The sequence below is a fragment of the Glutamicibacter soli genome (assembly GCF_003309065.1).
Lineage (GTDB): Bacteria > Actinomycetota > Actinomycetes > Actinomycetales > Micrococcaceae > Glutamicibacter > Glutamicibacter soli.
On the sequence record NZ_POAF01000001.1, the window covers coordinates 71,684 to 88,870 of the forward strand.

At 59.9% G+C, this 17,187-nt stretch carries 21 protein-coding genes; 8 read left to right on the plus strand and 13 right to left on the minus strand.

Annotation, left to right across the window (positions count from 1 at the left end; all coding sequences use genetic code 11):
• Positions 1 to 65: 65 nt before the first annotated feature.
• The 5 genes from C1H84_RS00350 to zapE form a co-directional block, all read right to left on the minus strand.
• The gene (locus tag C1H84_RS00350) at positions 66 to 992 is read right to left on the minus strand and encodes an SPFH domain-containing protein (RefSeq protein ID WP_113606244.1); all 927 of its coding nucleotides are present in this window, start codon (positions 990 to 992) and stop codon (positions 66 to 68) included.
• Between the two features lie 64 nt (positions 993 to 1,056).
• A complete protein-coding gene (locus tag C1H84_RS00355; RefSeq protein ID WP_113606541.1) occupies positions 1,057 to 1,530 on the minus strand; it encodes an NfeD family protein in 474 nt (157 codons plus the stop codon).
• Between the two features lie 104 nt (positions 1,531 to 1,634).
• Positions 1,635 to 2,483, minus strand: coding sequence for a putative RNA methyltransferase (locus tag C1H84_RS00360; RefSeq protein ID WP_113606245.1), 849 nt, complete (start codon positions 2,481 to 2,483; stop codon positions 1,635 to 1,637).
• Positions 2,483 to 3,121 (minus strand): peptide deformylase, encoded by a 639-nt coding sequence (locus C1H84_RS00365; protein WP_113606246.1) that lies wholly within the window; start codon positions 3,119 to 3,121, stop codon positions 2,483 to 2,485. The genes C1H84_RS00360 and C1H84_RS00365 overlap by 1 nt, the downstream gene beginning before the upstream one ends.
• A gap of 2 nt (positions 3,122 to 3,123) precedes the next feature.
• On the minus strand, positions 3,124 to 4,161 hold the full coding sequence (gene zapE, locus C1H84_RS00370; RefSeq protein ID WP_220124864.1) for an AFG1/ZapE family ATPase: 1,038 nt from the start codon (positions 4,159 to 4,161) through the stop codon (positions 3,124 to 3,126).
• Positions 4,162 to 4,488: 327 nt separating this feature from the next.
• On the opposite strand from zapE, the gene C1H84_RS00375 reads away from it, so the two are divergent.
• The gene (locus tag C1H84_RS00375; RefSeq protein ID WP_113606248.1) at positions 4,489 to 4,845 is read left to right on the plus strand and encodes an ArsR/SmtB family transcription factor; all 357 of its coding nucleotides are present in this window, start codon (positions 4,489 to 4,491) and stop codon (positions 4,843 to 4,845) included.
• A 305-nt stretch (positions 4,846 to 5,150) separates the two neighbouring features.
• On the opposite strand, the gene C1H84_RS00380 is transcribed toward C1H84_RS00375, so the two are convergent.
• The 3 genes from C1H84_RS00380 to C1H84_RS00390 all read right to left on the minus strand — a co-directional run bounded on the left by C1H84_RS00380 (position 5,151) and on the right by C1H84_RS00390 (position 7,565).
• Positions 5,151 to 5,741 carry a dihydrofolate reductase family protein gene (locus C1H84_RS00380; RefSeq protein ID WP_113606249.1) on the minus strand — a complete coding sequence of 197 codons (591 nt, stop codon included), beginning with the start codon at positions 5,739 to 5,741 and terminating at the stop codon, positions 5,151 to 5,153.
• 181 nt (positions 5,742 to 5,922) lie between these two features.
• Positions 5,923 to 6,486: a dihydrofolate reductase family protein gene (locus C1H84_RS00385; protein ID WP_113606250.1), complete on the minus strand. Its 564-nt coding sequence runs from the start codon at positions 6,484 to 6,486 to the stop codon at positions 5,923 to 5,925.
• Positions 6,487 to 6,572: 86 nt separating this feature from the next.
• Positions 6,573 to 7,565, minus strand: a complete 993-nt coding sequence (locus tag C1H84_RS00390) for an arsenic resistance protein (protein WP_113606251.1) — start codon at positions 7,563 to 7,565, stop codon at positions 6,573 to 6,575.
• A gap of 116 nt (positions 7,566 to 7,681) precedes the next feature.
• Here C1H84_RS00390 and C1H84_RS00395 point away from each other — a divergent pair, with 116 nt between their 5' ends.
• Positions 7,682 to 8,065 carry a DUF3054 domain-containing protein gene (locus C1H84_RS00395; RefSeq protein ID WP_113606252.1) on the plus strand — a complete coding sequence of 128 codons (384 nt, stop codon included), beginning with the start codon at positions 7,682 to 7,684 and terminating at the stop codon, positions 8,063 to 8,065.
• Here C1H84_RS00395 and C1H84_RS18145 read toward each other — a convergent pair.
• Together C1H84_RS18145 and C1H84_RS00405 are read right to left on the minus strand one after the other, a co-directional pair.
• Positions 8,045 to 8,587, minus strand: a complete 543-nt coding sequence (locus C1H84_RS18145; RefSeq protein ID WP_052772366.1) for a hypothetical protein — start codon at positions 8,585 to 8,587, stop codon at positions 8,045 to 8,047. The genes C1H84_RS00395 and C1H84_RS18145 overlap by 21 nt on opposite strands.
• Before the next feature lie 5 nt (positions 8,588 to 8,592).
• Positions 8,593 to 9,186 (minus strand): sigma factor-like helix-turn-helix DNA-binding protein, encoded by a 594-nt coding sequence (locus tag C1H84_RS00405; RefSeq protein WP_053798081.1) that lies wholly within the window; start codon positions 9,184 to 9,186, stop codon positions 8,593 to 8,595.
• A gap of 162 nt (positions 9,187 to 9,348) precedes the next feature.
• On the opposite strand from C1H84_RS00405, the gene C1H84_RS00410 reads away from it, so the two are divergent.
• Complete coding sequence (locus tag C1H84_RS00410; RefSeq protein ID WP_047119123.1) at positions 9,349 to 9,630, plus strand: Lrp/AsnC family transcriptional regulator; 282 nt, start codon at positions 9,349 to 9,351, stop codon at positions 9,628 to 9,630.
• 81 nt (positions 9,631 to 9,711) lie between these two features.
• Here C1H84_RS00410 and trpD read toward each other — a convergent pair whose 3' ends face one another.
• Positions 9,712 to 10,779: an anthranilate phosphoribosyltransferase gene (gene trpD, locus C1H84_RS00415; RefSeq protein ID WP_113606542.1), complete on the minus strand. Its 1,068-nt coding sequence runs from the start codon at positions 10,777 to 10,779 to the stop codon at positions 9,712 to 9,714.
• Positions 10,780 to 11,066: 287 nt separating this feature from the next.
• Between trpD and ctaE the strand changes: the two genes are divergently transcribed.
• From ctaE to C1H84_RS18150, 5 genes are all read left to right on the plus strand, one after another.
• Positions 11,067 to 11,705, plus strand: a complete 639-nt coding sequence (gene ctaE, locus C1H84_RS00420) for an aa3-type cytochrome oxidase subunit III (protein ID WP_082123897.1) — start codon at positions 11,067 to 11,069, stop codon at positions 11,703 to 11,705.
• Positions 11,706 to 11,781: 76 nt separating this feature from the next.
• Complete coding sequence (qcrC, locus tag C1H84_RS00425; RefSeq protein ID WP_047119124.1) at positions 11,782 to 12,576, plus strand: cytochrome bc1 complex diheme cytochrome c subunit; 795 nt, start codon at positions 11,782 to 11,784, stop codon at positions 12,574 to 12,576.
• Positions 12,577 to 12,646: 70 nt separating this feature from the next.
• Complete coding sequence (gene qcrA / locus C1H84_RS00430; RefSeq protein WP_047119125.1) at positions 12,647 to 13,699, plus strand: cytochrome bc1 complex Rieske iron-sulfur subunit; 1,053 nt, start codon at positions 12,647 to 12,649, stop codon at positions 13,697 to 13,699.
• A 2-nt stretch (positions 13,700 to 13,701) separates the two neighbouring features.
• The gene (gene qcrB / locus C1H84_RS00435) at positions 13,702 to 15,372 is read left to right on the plus strand and encodes a cytochrome bc1 complex cytochrome b subunit (protein ID WP_047119126.1); all 1,671 of its coding nucleotides are present in this window, start codon (positions 13,702 to 13,704) and stop codon (positions 15,370 to 15,372) included.
• A 116-nt stretch (positions 15,373 to 15,488) separates the two neighbouring features.
• Positions 15,489 to 15,626, plus strand: coding sequence for a hypothetical protein (locus tag C1H84_RS18150; protein WP_181727996.1), 138 nt, complete (start codon positions 15,489 to 15,491; stop codon positions 15,624 to 15,626).
• A 264-nt stretch (positions 15,627 to 15,890) separates the two neighbouring features.
• Here the strand turns inward: C1H84_RS18150 and C1H84_RS00445 are convergent, their stop codons facing one another.
• Both C1H84_RS00445 and C1H84_RS00450 read right to left on the minus strand, forming a co-directional pair.
• A complete protein-coding gene (locus tag C1H84_RS00445) occupies positions 15,891 to 16,673 on the minus strand; it encodes a GntR family transcriptional regulator (protein WP_082123898.1) in 783 nt (260 codons plus the stop codon).
• Positions 16,674 to 16,785: 112 nt separating this feature from the next.
• The gene (locus C1H84_RS00450; protein ID WP_047119128.1) at positions 16,786 to 17,187 is read right to left on the minus strand and encodes a cytochrome c oxidase subunit 4; all 402 of its coding nucleotides are present in this window, start codon (positions 17,185 to 17,187) and stop codon (positions 16,786 to 16,788) included.

The following is a 17,187-nucleotide window of genomic DNA, read 5'->3' on the forward strand; positions in this document are numbered from 1 at the left end:
GGCGAGGTGCAAGCTTCGCACCTCGCCGCAGCGTGGTTATTGATCTGTTCGGATCACCCGGGGAATCAGATTCCCTCGGTGGTACCCGGAGCGGTCGGGCTCTTGTCAGCGCCCGTTCCGCCCAGTGCTCCGCCGATGCCCTTGAGCGCTTCGGTCAGCTCGCTAGGGATCACCCACAGGGTGTTCGAGGTGCCTTCGGCCAGCTTCGGCAGGGTCTGCAGGTACTGGTAGGCCAGCAGTTCCTGGTCCGGGCGGCCGGCGTGGATTGCGTCGAACACCTTCTGGATGGCCTGGGCCTCGCCGTCGGCGCGCAGGATCGAGGCCTGCGCGTCGCCCTCGGCCTTGAGGATGGCCGCCTGGCGCTCACCCTCGGCCGTCAGGATGTCGGACTGCTTGGTGCCTTCTGCCGTCAGGATCGCGGCGCGGCGGTCACGCTCGGCGCGCATCTGCTTCTCCATGGAGTCCTGGATCGACAGGGGCGGATCGATTGCCTTCAGCTCGACGCGCGAGACGCGGATGCCCCACTTGCCGGTGGCCTCGTCCAGCACGCCGCGCAGCTGGCCGTTGATCTGGTCGCGGCTGGTCAGGGCCTCTTCCAGGTTCAGGCCGCCGACGACGTTACGCAGCGTCGTGGTGGTCAGCTGCTCAACTGCCTGGATGTAGTTGGCGATTTCGTAGGTGGCCGCACGCGGCTCGGTGATCTGGAAGTACACCACGGTGTCGATGGAGACGACGAGGTTGTCTTCGGTGATCACCGGCTGGGGCGGGAAGGACACAACCTGCTCGCGCAGATCCAGCAGCGGGAGCAGCCGGTCCACGAAGGGAATCAGGAGGGTCAGACCCGGATTGAGGGTGCGGTTGTACTTGCCGAGGCGTTCCACAATGCCCGCTCGTGCCTGAGGCACGATACGCACACTGCGTAGTAGCACGACGATCACGAAGATCGCCAGAACGACAAGGACGATGGTCAAGCCAAAGCCATTACCGGACATGGTTTGTACTCTCTTTCCTTGTGCTTGAGTGATAAATCATGGGGCGGAAAGCCACTATGGCGGGTCAGCTTTCCGGGGCCTGGGGCGCGGGCTCCAGATAAGCGGTGGCGCCCTGGACGCGGCGGACCACCGCGTAGGTGCCGGGCATCATGGTGGGCGAGTTCGACTCGGAGCGGGCCGTCCAGATTTCTCCGTGGATCTTTGCCGAGCCCGACAGGCGCGAGGTCGGTTCCAGGATCAAGGCGTCCTCGCCGATCAGGCGTTCGATATTGGTCCGGAAACCGTCCGGGGACTTTTTCAGGTGTCTCACGGCAATGGGTCGGACCAGCAGGATCATCAGCAGGGAGATACCGCAGAAGACGACGACCTGAAGCCACATGGGGCCGCCCAAGAGCGCGACCGCGACACCGCCAAGGGCCCCGACGCCGAGCATGATGAAGTACAAGTCGAGCGAAAGCATCTCGATGATCGCCAGCAGCAGGAACACCGCGAGCCAGATGACCCATGCGTTGCTGACGATCCATTCCGCCGTTGTCATGGCTTCCACCTTTGCTCAAATAGATCAAGGGCCAATTGCGAGTGGCCTTTTCTCCATTCTGCCGTAATCGGCAGGGGAAAGGTGTAGTCATTTTGGGGTATTTTCTAGCCCTGCGGGACGAATAAATGTACGTCGAAGGATGCTGTGACGGTGCGACTTCCGAGGGATGCGGCCTTGGCGCGCAGCACCTCGGGGGACAGGTGGTGCCCGGCTGGTCCCATGAAGGCCAGATTGAACAGGTCCTCCGGATCAAGTTCCATGGCGTAGCTCAGGTTTCGGGATCCCAGATGGGCCAGCTGCTCCGTGCCGAACTTCTCGACCAGTGCCTCCTGCTTGCCGCCAGCAATCGACAGCATGTCCAGCGGCTCACGGACTTCTTCCAGATGGTCAGCGGCTCCGGTGACGACAAGGCACAGCCCTTGCGGGCGCAGGACGCGGCGGAACTGCGCCGGGTTGTGCGGCGCGAAGCAATTGAGCACGACGTCGCGGGACTCATCCCGGCTGGGGATCTCGCGCCAGACATCCCAGACGACGGCCAGCGTGTCCGGCAGCTTGGCGGCCCGGCGCATGGCGAAGCGGGAGATGTCCATGGCCAGCGCGTCCTTGCGCGTGGCCGGATGGCGGTCCAGGATTTCTCCCAGGTAGTAGCCGGTGCCGGCGCCGGCGTCGATGATATCCAGCTGGTCGGCGGGATGGTGCGCTGCGACCAGGGCTGCGAGTTCGGCGGCCAGCGGCGCGTAGTGCCCCCGGTGCTGGAAGGCCTCGCGAGCCAGCACCATCGGTGAGGTGTCTTCGAGGAAGTTCGTGCCCTTGCCGGTCAGGAAGTTGAAGTAGCCCTGCTTGGCCGCGTCATAGCGGTGGCCGGCGGGGCAGGCCAGTGTGCGGCGGGGTGCGATGGACAGCTCCAGCGCGCCGCGGCAAAGGGGGCAGAGCAGCGTGGTGGCGTCCTGCATCAGAATCCCAGGGTTTCCCTGGCGGAGGCCACCGAGAGCCCTTGGTGGCGCCACAGTTCGGTTTCATTGATGAGCGAACGGGTGGCCGCCTTGTCGATGTAGACGGTCCCGTACAGGTGGTCGGTTTCGTGCTGCACGATCCGCGCCTGCCAGCCGGAGAAGTCGCGGACTACCTGTTTCCCGTCGCGGTCCTCGTAGTTGGCCCGGATGTCGGCTGGCCGGGTCACGACTGCCTGGAATCCATCGAAGGACAGGCAGCCTTCGTAGAACTCGGCCGTGCGTGCGCCGCGTGCCTCGTAGCTCGGATTGAAGATCTCGAAGTATTCCAGCGGCTCTCGCTCGCGTTCGGCGGCCATGTCTTCTGGCAGGTTGTAGAGGTCTTCGAGCACGGCAATCTTCAGGGGGATGCCGATCTGCGGGGCGGCCAGGCCAACGCCGGGGGCGTCGTACATGGTGTGGCGCATGACGGCCAGCAGCTCGTCGAGCAGTTCCTTGGGCAGCTGCCCGGTGTAGCTGGCGGCCGGCTGGCGGAGGACGGGGTGTCCCAGCTGGACGATCGGCACCACATTGTCTTCGGCCTGGCTGAGCACCTCGACGACCAGGTTTTCGAGTTCTTCGGGGGAGTAGGTGATGCTCATGGTTACAGGCCCATCCGTTCAAGTTCAATAAGTTTCAGCTGCGCCAGGCGTGAGGCCAGCCGGTCGCGTTCGGTGTCGTGGAGCATCGAGCCCAGGTGTTCGAGCCTGTCAGCGGTGTACAGGTGCAGCTCGATGTCGCGGTCGTAGAAGATGTCCAGGACGTTCGCCAGCCGGCGCTCCTCGTCCATGGGCAGGCCCAGGCTGGCCGGGATTCCCGTGATGTGCCAGCGGGTGAATCGCTGGATCAGCTCGAGGTAGTCCGCCGTGTTGCGCCGGGTGCCGCACAACTGGGCGAAGCTGATCCAAATGGTTTCACCCACCACGCAGGCAGGGCCGATCTCGTCGTAGCCGATCCGGATCAACTCGCGCAGCTCGGAGCCCGGTTCGGCATTGATTCCCACCGACAGGGTTCCCGCACGGTATCCGTGCTTAAATTCCTGATCATCAGAATCCAGCGTGCGGTAGTCGACGGCTCCATTGAGTTCGAAGACCGCAAAGTTCTCGCGGATCGCTGCGATGGTGGGCTGCACCAGGTGGTGGAAGGCGTCGTCGTCGAGCAGCTTTTCCGGTTCGTAGTTCGACGTGGCAACCAGGAAGATCGAATGTTCCGCGCAGTATTTGACCAACCGCACCATCAGCATCGCGTCGCCGGGTTCGGTGCAGTGGAACTCGTCGAAGACCAGGATCTGCAGCCCCTTGAGCTCACGCTCCAAGCCTTGGCTGAAGATCGCGCCCAGGCGCTGGCCTGGAACACGGTTTTTGGGGGAGTTCAGGTTCTGGAAGAACTCGTGGAAGTGGAACCTCGCTGTAGTTTGCGGCGGCAACGAGGCAACCAGCGCATTGATGATCAGCGTCTTTCCACGCCCCGGCGGGCCGAAGATATAGGCGCCGTGTAGGTCGCCCGAGAATCCGCTGGCCGCGGTAGAGCTGAGAGTGCCGATCAACCGCAGCTGCTGTGCGTCCGGGGACAGCTGATGGCCTTCGATATTTTGTAGAATCCGGGCCTCGAGCTCTCTGGCCGGTGCTGTTTTCGGGGGCATGGAGGGCATATATAAATCTTCCCATCTGGCGCGAGGTTGGCCAATTTACGTGCTCCGTGCCACGCCGATCGAAACCTAGAACACCCAAAGAACGTCAAGAGCGCAGAAACGCAGTCGTCAGAGTCGTATTACGTTAATTCGAACAAGAAGATTTATTTAGGGGAGTAGGTGCGGGAGAGCTGAATACAGTGACGGTTCCTAAGATCTCTGCCTTGAACCTATCGCTTTATCCGCTTACGTGACCATAATGGACTCACTTGCGAACGGGAAGCATGTATCGGCTCCGGGAAGGTCTCGGTGCCATTTGGATGATTGGGAGCGCGCGTCATGACCAGTGAATCTGTGGCTGAACCGATGCGCGACCAAATTATCGACAGCGACCTGCTGGATATGTCCGTGCTGGTGCTCAAGACGCTTTCCGATCCGGCGCGGCTGCAGATCCTGTGGGCGCTATGCCACGAGGACCGTACGTTGTCCGAATTGGCCCAGCAGGTTGGCGTGACGCCGTCGACCGTCAGCCAGCTGCTGACACGTCTGCGGACGGCTGGAGTCTTGCAAGCCCGCAAGTCCGGGCGTCACATGATCTATTCGATGCGTGACGAGCGTGCACGAGAGTTCATCCGCCAGACTTTGGAATTTGCGCGGTACCGCATGGAGCAGCAGGCAGAAGGTGAAGCTTCGTAGCGCGTATTCATTCACGTTGCTGAAGCGCGACAAAATCAGGGAATGTAGTGGCTTCTACGGACATTGTCGATAAGCCGATAATCTACATTATGTAAAGTAGTGGAAATCTGACTCTCCCCAACCGACCAGGTACTGCCGGTTCAACCGCGCATGCGAGCATCGATTGGCGACGGCCTCAGGTCAGTAGATTCCTGCGTCTAGTGATTGATCAGCGGCGACGATCCAGCGCTGTCGCCAGATAACCGTGCCGCTGTGATCCTGGGCCGCGCAGTTCACCATCCCGGAACGAGAACTGCGTCCTGCGTTCAGGGATTCACAGATCGCTGGTAGGTCAGGATGGCGACGCCAGCTGGTGAAATCAGCGAGCCTGATAAGATAAAGTCCGTGCGGTGGCCGTCAACGCCGAAAAGTCGTTTGCCGGATCCGAGGACGATCGGGTGCTGAAGCAACGTGTATTCATCGATCAGATCGTTTTTCGCCAGGGCCTGCACCAGTTGGCCCGAACCGAAGACGACCAACCTACCTTCGGTTGATTCCCGGACCTCGCGGACTCCAGAGGCCAGGTCTCCCCCGAGCCGCCGGCTGTTGGCCCATGCAAGCCGGTCGGTGTTCCGGGTGACGACATACTTGGGCATTCGATTCATTGACGCTATGGAAGGGTCGGCGGCATCCGCCTGAGACCAAGCCTCGGTGAAGATGTCATAGGTCCTTCGGCCCAACAGCATGCCAGCTGCGGAGGTCGTCAGCTTGCGCATGACGGCGTCCACGGTGTCGTCACCTGCGGCTGCGGCCCAGCCTCCAGCAGTGAACCCACCGTCACGGTCTTCCTCTGCCGACAATGGCGCTTGCATGACCCCGTCGATACTGACGAAATTCACGGCTACTATGCGACCCATGCGAAGCTCCTTGTACGGTGAGTTGGATTACAGGCTCCCAGATGACTTGAAGCCCCGCCAGAAGACGCCCAGTAACTCGCGTCCACGTACCGACCGGGGCCAGAAAGCAACCATGAACGTGTGGCAGTTGCGAATTGCCGGGTGCAGGTTTCCAAGATGCCGCGACAACCGGCCCATGCGCTCAACCCGCAAACCGGTACCTACCCATCGTCACTCCCCCGTCGAAGACTCGGGTTTCCACGAATTCGAGGTGTATATAACGGTCGATCAAGGCGAAGAACGGGGTGCCGCCTCCGACAAGCACCGGATGCCTGACCAGGGTGTATTCATCGATCAGGCCCGCGCGCATGGCAGCGGAGGCAAGCGATGCACCGCCGATGCGGATGGAGCCGATGAACTGTTTCTTGAGCCTTCGGATTTCCGCTACTGCTTCACCGGTAAACAGCCGCGTATTCCAATCAAGCGGAAGGCAGTCGGAAGCGAACACCATTTTGGGAGTGTCCCGCCAGTTGCGGGCATATTCAACCTGGTCTGGCCGGGCATCGGGGGCCTGGTCCCCCGTGGGCCAATACGAGCTCATGGTTTCCCACAGTTTGCGCCCGTACAGCATGAGGCTCATCGACTGTTCTTCCTCAAGCCACCATCTGAATAGCTCCTCGGTGGAAACGCCCCATGAAATATCCCCGTCGGCATCGGCGATGTAGCCGTCCAGACTCACATTCATGCCGTAGATCAGGCGGCCCATGGCTGGTACTCCCCTCTGATTGGTCTGCCTAGTGTAGACCCGTCGGACGGGTATTCAGCCAGGGCGGCTGGATCCGCCGAGGGCGGTCAGGAATTCGATGAACTGCCCAGACCGAGCTTCTCTGGAATCAGTCGAGGCACCACCTTGACATAGATCAGCATTCCGAGAAGCTCGATGATCGTCTGTGCCACTACAACGGCAGGCACCAGGGCAAATGGCGCAGGCATGGCCAGGGCCAAGGGCAGGACGACCAGCGAATTCCGCGTGGCACCGGAGAAGACTAGTGCACGCCGAGCTGGCACTGCGAGCTTGAAGATGCGTGAGATTCCCTTTCCCAAGGGCAGCATGATGACCAGGAAAAGCACGTAGAGAGGCACGACCGCCAACAGACGGGAGAAATCGGCCTTGACCGAACTGACCTGTGAGGCCACCACCAGGAACAGTACGAAGATCATCAGCGGCACCATGAGCAAACCCATCAGATCCTCGAGAACCTCGGCCGATCTGAACCTGCGGGCCAAAAGCTGCACCAGCATGGCTGAAACCAGCGGAACTGCTATCAGCCACGTGAATGCATGGACGAACGGTTCGGGGGTGACGACCTCACCCAATGCTCCGCCGGCAAACCAGGACAGATAGACGGGCAGTAAGACCACCTGGAGCAGCATCAATACAGGCGTGGCCGCCAGCAGCTGGTGGCCCGCTCCCCCGGCGATCCGGGTGAACACAATGACGTAGTCGACACACGGTGCGAGCAACACCAGCAGCAAGCCGATCAGCAATTCGGCATCTGCGGCAACCACGCGGCTCAGCAGCCAGCCAACCAGCGGAACCGCAAGAAAGTTCAGGAACACCACGGCCAGGAGGAACCGGATGTTGCGCAGAGCTCCGACGAGCCGAGTCAGCGGAATGGCGAGAAAGGTCGCGAAGAGCAACAGGCCTAGAACCGGATTGATTCCTGCATCCAGCTCGGCGGCCGCCTGAGGTCGCATCAGGCCGAACGCCGCGGCGGCCGCCACCGCAAGCAGGTACAAGGGCACCTGCCACTTTTGAAAAGTACGATTGGTGCGCTCCAACACTCGGGGATCCGCCTCTCTTGCCTGTGCTGTGATTCCGGCATCTGCCGCCGCACCGCAACACCGTCCGGGCCATCAATTGATTCGTTGTTGCTGGAAGAAGAACCTAGGATAATTTCATGGCTCAAAAAATCCGTCAGTGGCCCGCTTGGGTCACCATTGATCTTGTACTGATCGTTATCTTCGCCCTGCTCGGCCGCCGCGAACATGAGCACGGGCTCTCGCTTGGCGGGATCTTATGGACGGCACTTCCATTCTTAATCGGCTACGCGATCGTGACCCTGGCCTCGCGCCCGTGGAAAACCATTAACAACCTATGGCCCAGCGGAATCCTCATATGGATTGGAACCGTGGCTTTGGGCATCGCGTTGCGACTTGCGTTCAACGACACGGCTGCCGTGGCCTTCATTATCGTTGCCACGCTGGTACTCGGACTGTTCCTGCTGGGCAGGCGCCTAGTCACAGGGCTGATCGCCAAGCGCTCAGCTAAGCAACAGGCCTAATCCGTAAGCGCCGGCCGCTACAAGCCCGCTGGCGAAAGTCCCGAGGATGAACTGTTCGGCAGCTTGGTGGTTTTTCAGTTCAGCGAATCGGCCAAGCCCCTTGACGGCCAGGACGACCGCAGTCCCCTCGGGCCAGCCGGCCCAGAGCGTCCCCACGATCGCCGCACGTTCAAGAAGTCCGATCCACAACCCGCCACGCAGCGGCGACGGATCGGACTTTTCTTGTGCCGAGGGATCGGGATTTCGAGAGGCCAAGGTGAAAACCAATTCGGTGAACGGACCGCCGAAGGCCAAGGCAAAGAGCACACTCAGCGAAATCGCCAGGGTGGCCGGTACTGGCTGGTTGCCGTCGACCGCGTGACCCATGAGCCCGAAGACCAGCGCAGCCAGCACGAGTATTGCGGCGGCGATGGTAAGCCAAGTTCGGATCGAAGCGCGGCGTCCTTTTGCGTAACTGAGAAAACTCGCCGCAACAGACAGGCCGGTGGCAGCGATCAAAATGACCCAGGCAGTCCAGAACACGTGCGCTACTCCCCTATCCGCTTTAATTGGCGGCCAAGCGACTTGGCCGCCTCATCCATCATGCGGTTCGCCTCGAACCACAGGGCTGCTGACAGCCTAGACGAAACGGCCTGCTGCGTGATGCCAAGACGTGCGGCGATCTGTTGCTGGGTCATGCCTTCATCAGCCAGCGTTCCAGCCTCCCACGCCGTGGCGCGACGCTTGGATACGACCGCAGCTGTCAATTGCAACTCCGCTTCCAACCGAGTCGCTTCATTGGTCGGCCCATGCACTGCTAGATGCGCATTGGTGTTCTTGGCCCGCTCAACTGCCACCCTGGCGAATTCGAAAGCGGGACCGCGACCTGCGCGCGTTTCGGCAGGCAAGGGCGTTTCAACCTGACCGAAGCCGATGCCAACGCTCCAGTCCCCCGAAGCCGCCATCATCACCGCAAGACGAATCGCTTCCGAAGCATCATCCATCACGGCTTGGATTTCGTCGCCGGCGGTTCGCTGGAACGGGCGGACCACCGATACGGTAGCATTGGCCTGTTTGACCAGTGCTTCAACCTTGTCGTCAGAGGAACGCGAACGCCTCTGATCAATAGTCAAGACAATCATGGAACAATGTTAAAACATTGTCTTCTATTTCACAAATCTTAAAACTTGTACCTCGGTAATTCTGGTCGTACTCGAAAAGCTGGAGTCTGACCCAACGTCGACTAAGGTTGAGTCAAGAGGATGGCCCAAAAGTAGGCGGGTCACGAGCATTGAGAGGTATCAATGGTTACCGCATTCGTAATGATTCAGACGGCTACCGACAGCATTCCTGAGTCCGCCCAGCAGATTTCGGAAATCGAAGGCATTCGCGAGGTCTACTCCGTTGCCGGCGATTGGGACCTGATCGCGATCGCACACGTGCACAAGCATGAAGACCTGGCTGAGGTTATCGCGAACAAGCTTTCCAAGATCCCTGGGATCAAAGCGACCCAGACGCATATTGCGTTCCGCGCGTACTCCACGCACGACCTGGATGCTGCGTTCTCCCTGGACTTGGGCGACTAAGCGCACCATCCAAAAGAGGCCTTGGTTCAACGCTTGTAATGCGTTGAACCAAGGCCTCGATTTGTTTTCCGCGGTATGTGGCTACCTACCGACTATCGCAGTGGTGGTTTGGGACCAAGTGGTTAGCACCTTGGCCGCGGCACCAGAGTCGATTGACCGCTTGGCCATGACCAGGGCGGCTGCCATTCGGTCTTCGAAGCTACCCTCGGCCTGTTCATTGAACGCTACGATGCCAGCGGCCGCGTTCACAAGAACCGCGTCGCGCACCGGACCCGTGGAACCGTTGACGATGTCGCGTACAACCTGAGCATTATGTTGAGCGTCGCCACCGCGAAGATCCTCGAGCGTCGCTGGAGCGATGCCAATATCCTGAACATCGAAAGTGAACTCGTTGACCTGCCCATCGCGGACTTCCCAAACGCGATTCAGCGCGGTGGTGGTCATTTCGTCTAGCCCGTCCTCGCCCCGGAATACCAGGCCTCGAACACCGCGACTGGCCAAGACGCCTGCCATGATCGGTGCCATTAGAAGGTCTGAACAACCAATCGCTGAAGCACTGGGGAGCGCTGGGTTGGTGAGCGGCCCCATGAAGTTGAAGGCTGTCGGGATCCGGAGCTGACTCCGCGCGTTCGCCACATGCCGCATCGAAGGATGGAAGATATTGGCAAAGCAGAACGCAATCCCAACTTTGTCGTAAACCTCCACAAGCCGCTCGATTGGTACATCAAGTCGCACGTCGAGGGCTTCGAGCACGTCAGCGGAACCGGAGGATGACGACGAGGCGCGGTTGCCATGCTTAACGATATTGACCCCGGCGCCAGCGCAGACGAGCGTCGCCATGGTTGAAATGTTGACCGTATTCTGTCGATCACCACCAGTTCCAACAATGTCCAGAGTTGGTGCTTTGATGCTCAATGGGCGTGCATTTGCCACCATGGAGTCGACCAAACCAGTCAATTCGCCCACTGTTTCGCCCTTGGCGCGCAGCGCGACTAAAAAGCCAGCGATTTGTACGTCGCTTGCTTCGCCGTTCATGATTTCGTTCATTGCCCAGCCGGCTTCATCACGGCTGAGATCGCCGCCTGAAATCAGTGTGGACAGCAGATTTGGCCACGTTGGGAACTTTTCGTTTACAAGGCTCGTTGACACGTATGTAAGCCTAACGAGAAGCACGGAAATCGTTCTACTTCATGTCTTAAGAAGTTGTGTCTCCGGCCTCTGAAAACGGCACTTTGCAGGGAAGAATTACGCAACACAGGTGTTGCATAAGTAAATGTTTCGCGTGACTCGCCGAATCAAGCTCTACGAATTGTAGAAAGAGTTTGATTCGAACTTCCGCGTGTTTCCGCGGTTGTTGCGCTGATGTGGTGGAAGAAACCACTGTCAGACCCTTTTTGTATTGGTATCTGAGGGCCGTTTAGAGACATAATGTCAGTGTGACAACTGCGACTCATGCCCCAAATACGACGGCGCCACATGCGCCGAACCGCCCAAACATGGTGTCGGTGGGAACGATGGTGTGGCTCTCCAGCGAGCTCATGTTCTTCGCCGCCCTCTTCGCCATGTACTTCAGCCTCCGTGCTGCCGCGCCCGATCTCTGGGCGACTGAAACTGCCAAGCTGAACGTACCGTTCGCGCTGGTAAACACCTTGATTCTGGTGTCCAGCTCGTTCACGTGCCAGATTGGTGTTTTCAAGGCCGAGGCATTTAAGCCTCGCCGCACCGGCGGAGTGTTCAACCTCAAGGAATGGGGAATGATCGAATGGTTCATTCTCACCTTCATCCTTGGGGCTATCTTCGTTTCGGTCCAGGCCTACGAATACGCCGTCCTCGTTCATGAGGGCGTTGCTCTGAACTCGAACGGCTATGCTTCGGCGTTCTACATGACTACCGGCTTCCACGGCATTCACGTTGCCGGTGGCCTGATTGCATTCCTGCTGATCATTGGTCGTGCGATGCTCGCGAAGAAGTTTGGCCACTTCGAAGCAACCGGCGCCATCGTCGTGTCCTACTACTGGCACTTCGTTGACGTTGTCTGGATTGCTCTGTTCGCGATCATCTACTTCTTGAAGTAGGCAACTAACAATTCATCAGTTGCCTCCACAGAAGTACGGCAACACCACACCAAGAAATTAAGTGAGGAATCAGCAAGTGAAGGCTCTTTCGAAAAAGCGCCGCCACCCGCTCGCCGCTGTGGCCCTGCTGTTATTCGGATTGCTGATTACCGGCAGTCTCTACACTGCAGCGGGAAGCATCAGCGAAGCGAAGGCTGCGGACACCACCACTGCCTCGCAGTCGGATGTAGATGAAGGCGGAAAGCTTTTCGTCGCCAACTGCGCGACCTGCCACGGTATGAACGCTGAAGGAACCAACTCGGGTCCGTCGCTGATCGGCGTCGGCGCCGCATCGGTCGACTTCCAGGTTGGTACCGGCCGCATGCCGATGCAGATGCAGGGCCCGCAGGCCCAGGCGAAGCCAGTGCAGTTCACCGATGAGCAGATCTCGCAGCTGGCAGCATTCGTTGCCAGCCTCGGCGCAGGACCGGCAATCCCGGATGAGGAAAGCTTGGATACCACCAAGGGCGACGCCGCTCACGGTGGAACCGTGTTCCGCGTCAACTGCGCAATGTGCCACAACGCCGCTGCTGCCGGTGGCGCCCTGACCCGCGGTAAGTTTGCTCCGACCCTGGCTGGTGTCAGCGAGAAGCACATTTACGAAGCAATGGTTACCGGCCCACAGAACATGCCTGTGTTCAACGATTCGAACATCACCCCGGACGAGAAGCGTGACGTAGTCACCTTCCTGAAGACCATTGAAGCTAATGGTTCGGCCGGCGGCGTTGCTCTCGGTTCGCTTGGCCCAGTGGCTGAAGGCCTGTTCGTCTGGACCGCTGGTCTGGGTATCATCATCGCCTTCACCATTTGGTTGACCTCGCGTCCTTCCTAAGGCACTCGCGGCGTAGCGCCGCAAACATCACTACGTACAAAAATTCCTAACAGAAGGATGAGAGAGAAACATGGGCGACCATAGTCACGGCAGTCCCGAAAACTCGGGCACCGTTGCTAAGGCTGACGATGTGGCTCAGGACCGGTTCCCGGATCCAGGACTACCTCCGCACCGTCCGCGTCTCGCAGACCGCGATCCGCGCGCAGCCAAGCGACACGAGCGCCAAGTAGCGCTCCTATTTACCATCTCCATCATCGGCACGCTGTTCTTCTTCGTGTCCTACTTCGTCCTGGGCCACCTGGGCGACATGACTTTCGCTGAACTTCGTGTTCAGAACGCAGCTCTGGGCCTCGGCACCGCATTCGCGATGCTGGGTATCGGTGTCGGCATCGTTCACTGGGCCAAGACCCTGATGCCGGACCACGAACTGGTCGAGAGCCGCCACGAGATTCGCACCGAAGCAGATCGCCAGGATGCAGTCGAAATCGTTGACACCATCATCGAAGAGTCTGGCATCAAGCGCCGTCCGCTGATCCGCAACAGCCTGATTGGCGCCATTGCACTGGCTCCGATCCCTGCGATCTTCATGTTCCGCGACCTTGAGCGTTCCGGAAAGACCGCTGGCGAAATGGTCGAACAGCTGCGTCACACCATGTGGGACACCGGCGTTCGTTTGACCCGCGACCCATCGGGTACCCCGATCAAGGCTTCGGACGTACAGATCGGCTCGGCTTTCCACGTCATTCCCGAGGGTCTGAACGAGGCCGAGGACGTACTGAACGAAAAGGCCAAGGCCGTTGTTCTGCTGATGCGTATGGATCCACAGGAGATGAACATCTCCGAAGGCCGCGAAGACTGGAATGTCGACGGCATCGTCGCCTACTCCAAGATTTGCACCCACGTGGGTTGCCCCATTGCTCTGTACGAGCAGCACACCCACCACCTGCTGTGCCCTTGCCACCAGTCCACCTTTGACCTCGCCAACGAGTGCAAGGTTGTCTTCGGTCCGGCAGGTCACGCACTTCCGCAGTTGCCAATCATGGTTGACGCCGAAGGCTACCTGGTAGCCCGCAGCGACTTCCACGAACCGGTTGGCCCGGCTTACTGGGAGCGTGGTCAGTAATCATGGCGACTACTAACGAATACACTCCGTCGACCGCGACCGGCCGCTTGGCCAACTTCGTCGACACCCGCGTCGGAGCTTCGACCATCGTCAAGGAATTCGGTCGCAAGATCTTCCCTGACCACTGGTCCTTCATGTTCGGTGAAGTTGCGCTGTACACCTTCGTACTGCTGCTGCTTTCCGGCACCTTCCTGACCTTCTTCTTCGATCCTTCGATGGCCCACGTGGTCTACGAAGGCTCGTACGTACCGCTGAAGGGTATCGGCATGTCGACCGCAATGGCGTCGACGCTCGATATCTCCTTCGACGTGCGTGGCGGTCTGTTCATGCGCCAGGTACACCACTGGTCCGCGCTGCTGTTCGTTGCTTCCCTCTCCGTGCACATGCTGCGCGTGTTCTTCACCGGTGCGTTCCGTCGCCCGCGTGAGCTGAACTGGGTCGTCGGCGGCGTGCTGCTGATCATGGGCCTGGCTGCTGGCTTCACCGGCTACTCCCTGCCAGATGATCTGCTGTCCGGTAACGGTCTGCGCATCATCGACGGCGTGATGAAGGCCCTGCCTGTTGTGGGCACCTACCTGTCGATGTTCTTCTTCGGCGGAGAGTTCCCTGGCGAGCACGTGATCCCGCGTCTGTACTCGCTGCACATCATGATCGTGCCTGCGGTCATTATCCTGCTGCTGGTTATCCACCTGTTCATGGTTGTGACCCACAAGCACACCCAGTACCCTGGTCCGGGTCGCACCAATGACAACGTTGTTGGCTTCCCAGTGGGTCCTGTGTACGCGGCCAAGGCTGGCGGCTTCTTCTTCATCGTCTTCGGCATCGTTGCTTTCATTTCGGGTATCTTCCAGATCAACCCGGTCTGGAACTATGGTCCGTACGACCCGTCGCCGGTGTCCGCTGGTACCCAGCCTGACTGGTACATCGGATTCGTTGACGGCGCGCTGCGCCTGATGCCGGGTGTCCTGGGCGACTTCAGCTTCGTGTGGAACATTCCGTTCCCATGGGGCGACAACTCCCTGGTCCTCTCGGTGCTGCTGCCAGCCCTGGTTCCTGCAGGTGCCCTGTTCACGGTCATGTTCGCATGGCCATGGATCGAACGCTGGGTTACCAAGGACAACCGCGAGCACCACTTGCTCGACCGTCCGCGCAACGCACCGTTCCGCACCGCAATGGGCGCCGCTGGTGTTGTCTTCTACTGCGTGATGTGGGCAGCTGCCTCGTCCGACTTGATTGCAACCCACTTCCACGTCGCACTGAACGATGTCACTTACTGGCTGCGCGCGCTGTTCTTCGTCGGCCCACTGGTGGCCTTCTGGCTGACTCGCCGCATCTGCCTGTCGCTGCAGCGCAAGGATCGCGAGATCGTGCTGCACGGCCGCGAAGCCGGCATCATCCAGATGTCGCCGGAAGGTGGCTTCTCGGAGAAGCACGAGGAAGTAGATGTCTACAAGCGTTACCTCCTGACCAACTTCAACGACAACCAGTACATCCCGGCCCAGCCGGATGCTGCCGGGCACATCTCCCGCAAGGAGAAGCGTCGTGCGAAGATCTCGAAGTTCTTCTTCGAAGATCGCGTCGCCCCAGTAACCCCGTCGGAGCTCGCAGCTGCCAAGGCAGCCCACGGCCACCACGAGGTTGAAGGCGAGAAGCAGGACTCGATCGAGAAGTAATCTCGACTCGCGTTAGTCACAAAACGAGGGACATACCGAAAGGTATGTCCCTCGTTTCGTTAACCCGCAACCCTGCAGGCCGCAGAATGACCGCTGAGGGCCTCAACAGTAGCCAAGTGGGTTCCTTGTCGGCCGGCGGAGTTCTGACCCTGCTACACGGGCACCAGGAGCTGTTGGCCATGGCAAGCATTGACCGGATTGCCGACATCATCGAGTCCGAGCTGAGGGCTCAGCGCGGGACTCCCCCGCCGTGAAGTGCAAAACGGGGACTTCGGCTCTCGTCGGCAGGATGCCCACCGCTGATCTGCTACTGGCCAGGAATCGCCACGCCCCGGATGTCTCGACAGGACTGATCTGGTCCCGCGCTGCTGGGGTTCCCGCACCTCGCGCTAATCGGAGGTTTGTAGATGCTCCGGGAGAACTTTCCAAGCGGAGGCTCCTGAGCAAGGGACGGTACAGCGCCCAGAGTCGGATGGAGCACTCTCCCCGCCCGTGCGCCTGTCCATCAGGGTCCGCGGCTACACCGTGTCGGTATAACGCGGTGTGCCGGTTCCGAGGCGCTGCAGCGGCACGAATAGCTTGTAGCGGTCCGAACGGTACAAGGAGATCGAGTAGTCGGCCAGGCGTTCGCCGATGTAGGCGTAGCGGGTGATCTGCAGCAGGGGGAAACCGGGTTCCACGCCCAGCAGCTGCGCCTGTCGCTTGCTGGCGGCGGTGCTTTCGACCTGGTCCTCGCCCCACTCCAGAAGGATGCCATAGCGTTCGTGCAGGGCTTGGTAGAGCTTCGAGGGAGGCTCGCCGTCGACGAATCCGGGCACCAGATCGGCTGGCATGTAGTTTTCGTCTAAGCTCATGGGGGTGCCGTCGGCCAGCAGGAGGCGCTTGAACTGCACGACACCGGTTCCCTCCTCGACCATGAGCTGGGATGCGAGGTTGGGGTTGGCCTTGATTTCGGAGAATTCCAGTACGTGGGCGTCTGGCACCATGCCTCGGCGCATCATGTCTTCGGAATAGGAGTGCAGACGTACGCGCAGGTCGAGCTTCTCAGGCACAACGAATGTTCCGATACCCACCACACGCTTGAGCACCTGTTCATCGACCAGCGCGTCGATTGCCTGCCGGATGGTCTTGCGGGCCACTCCGAAGTGTTCTGCGAGCACACGTTCTGGCGGGAGGCGGTAGCCGGGCTTGCAATCCTCGCGGGCATGGTTCTTGAGGATTTCTCTGATCTGTCGGTATTTGCTGACCTTGCTGTCCGGATCAAGAACTGCCTGCACGATCGGCTGCGGAGCATGGCGCACCGGGAACTCCCCCTCATCAACGCGCCTGGATATCAAGCGGGTAGGAATACTGCTGTTAAAAGACTAACGGGGTGGCAAGCAATATTGCTTGTCACCCCGTTAGGGTTAGTGCCTAGTGTGCGTGGTCACCGCGGCTGTATTCGTAAACCCAACCAACCAGTGCGATCACTGCCAGGCCTGCGCCTACGAAGAACACCCACCATCCAACGGCAATGCCGAGGAAGCCGATGGCTGCAGCGCCGGCGAGTACCAGTGGCCACCAGCTCCATGGGGAGAAGTGTCCAATGTCGCCTGCGTTCTCGTGGATCTCACCGTCGACGCGGTCCTCTGGACGAGGGCCGACACGGCGGGCGGTGAAGTACAGGTACCAGCCGACCATGCCGCACAGGCCGCCGGTCAGCAGCAGTGCAGGGAACCCGACGAGTTCCTGCCAGTTGGTCATGTAACCGTAAACGAAAGCCACTGGGATGAAGAAGAAAATTCCTCCCAGGAACATCCATGCTTCAACTTTCAT

Bases quoted from the DNA above. Each gene is read 5' to 3' on its own strand.
- qcrA (WP_047119125.1), top strand. From the start codon at position 12,647: ATGGGCGACCATAGTCACGGCAGTCCCGAAAACTCGGGCACCGTTGCT.
- C1H84_RS00355 (WP_113606541.1), bottom strand. From the start codon at position 1,530: ATGACAACGGCGGAATGGATCGTCAGCAACGCATGGGTCATCTGGCTC.
- C1H84_RS00410 (WP_047119123.1), top strand. From the start codon at position 9,349: ATGGTTACCGCATTCGTAATGATTCAGACGGCTACCGACAGCATTCCT.
- C1H84_RS00450 (WP_047119128.1), bottom strand. From the start codon at position 17,187: ATGAAAGTTGAAGCATGGATGTTCCTGGGAGGAATTTTCTTCTTCATC.
- C1H84_RS00365 (WP_113606246.1), bottom strand. From the start codon at position 3,121: ATGAGCATCACCTACTCCCCCGAAGAACTCGAAAACCTGGTCGTCGAG.
- C1H84_RS00350 (WP_113606244.1), bottom strand. From the start codon at position 992: ATGTCCGGTAATGGCTTTGGCTTGACCATCGTCCTTGTCGTTCTGGCG.
- C1H84_RS00360 (WP_113606245.1), bottom strand. From the start codon at position 2,483: ATGCAGGACGCCACCACGCTGCTCTGCCCCCTTTGCCGCGGCGCGCTG.
- C1H84_RS00405 (WP_053798081.1), bottom strand. From the start codon at position 9,186: ATGATTGTCTTGACTATTGATCAGAGGCGTTCGCGTTCCTCTGACGAC.
- C1H84_RS00375 (WP_113606248.1), top strand. From the start codon at position 4,489: ATGACCAGTGAATCTGTGGCTGAACCGATGCGCGACCAAATTATCGAC.
- C1H84_RS00385 (WP_113606250.1), bottom strand. From the start codon at position 6,486: ATGGGCCGCCTGATCTACGGCATGAATGTGAGTCTGGACGGCTACATC.
- C1H84_RS00380 (WP_113606249.1), bottom strand. From the start codon at position 5,741: ATGGGTCGCATAGTAGCCGTGAATTTCGTCAGTATCGACGGGGTCATG.
- zapE (WP_220124864.1), bottom strand. From the start codon at position 4,161: ATGCCCCCGAAAACAGCACCGGCCAGAGAGCTCGAGGCCCGGATTCTA.
- qcrB (WP_047119126.1), top strand. From the start codon at position 13,702: ATGGCGACTACTAACGAATACACTCCGTCGACCGCGACCGGCCGCTTG.
- C1H84_RS00395 (WP_113606252.1), top strand. From the start codon at position 7,682: ATGGCTCAAAAAATCCGTCAGTGGCCCGCTTGGGTCACCATTGATCTT.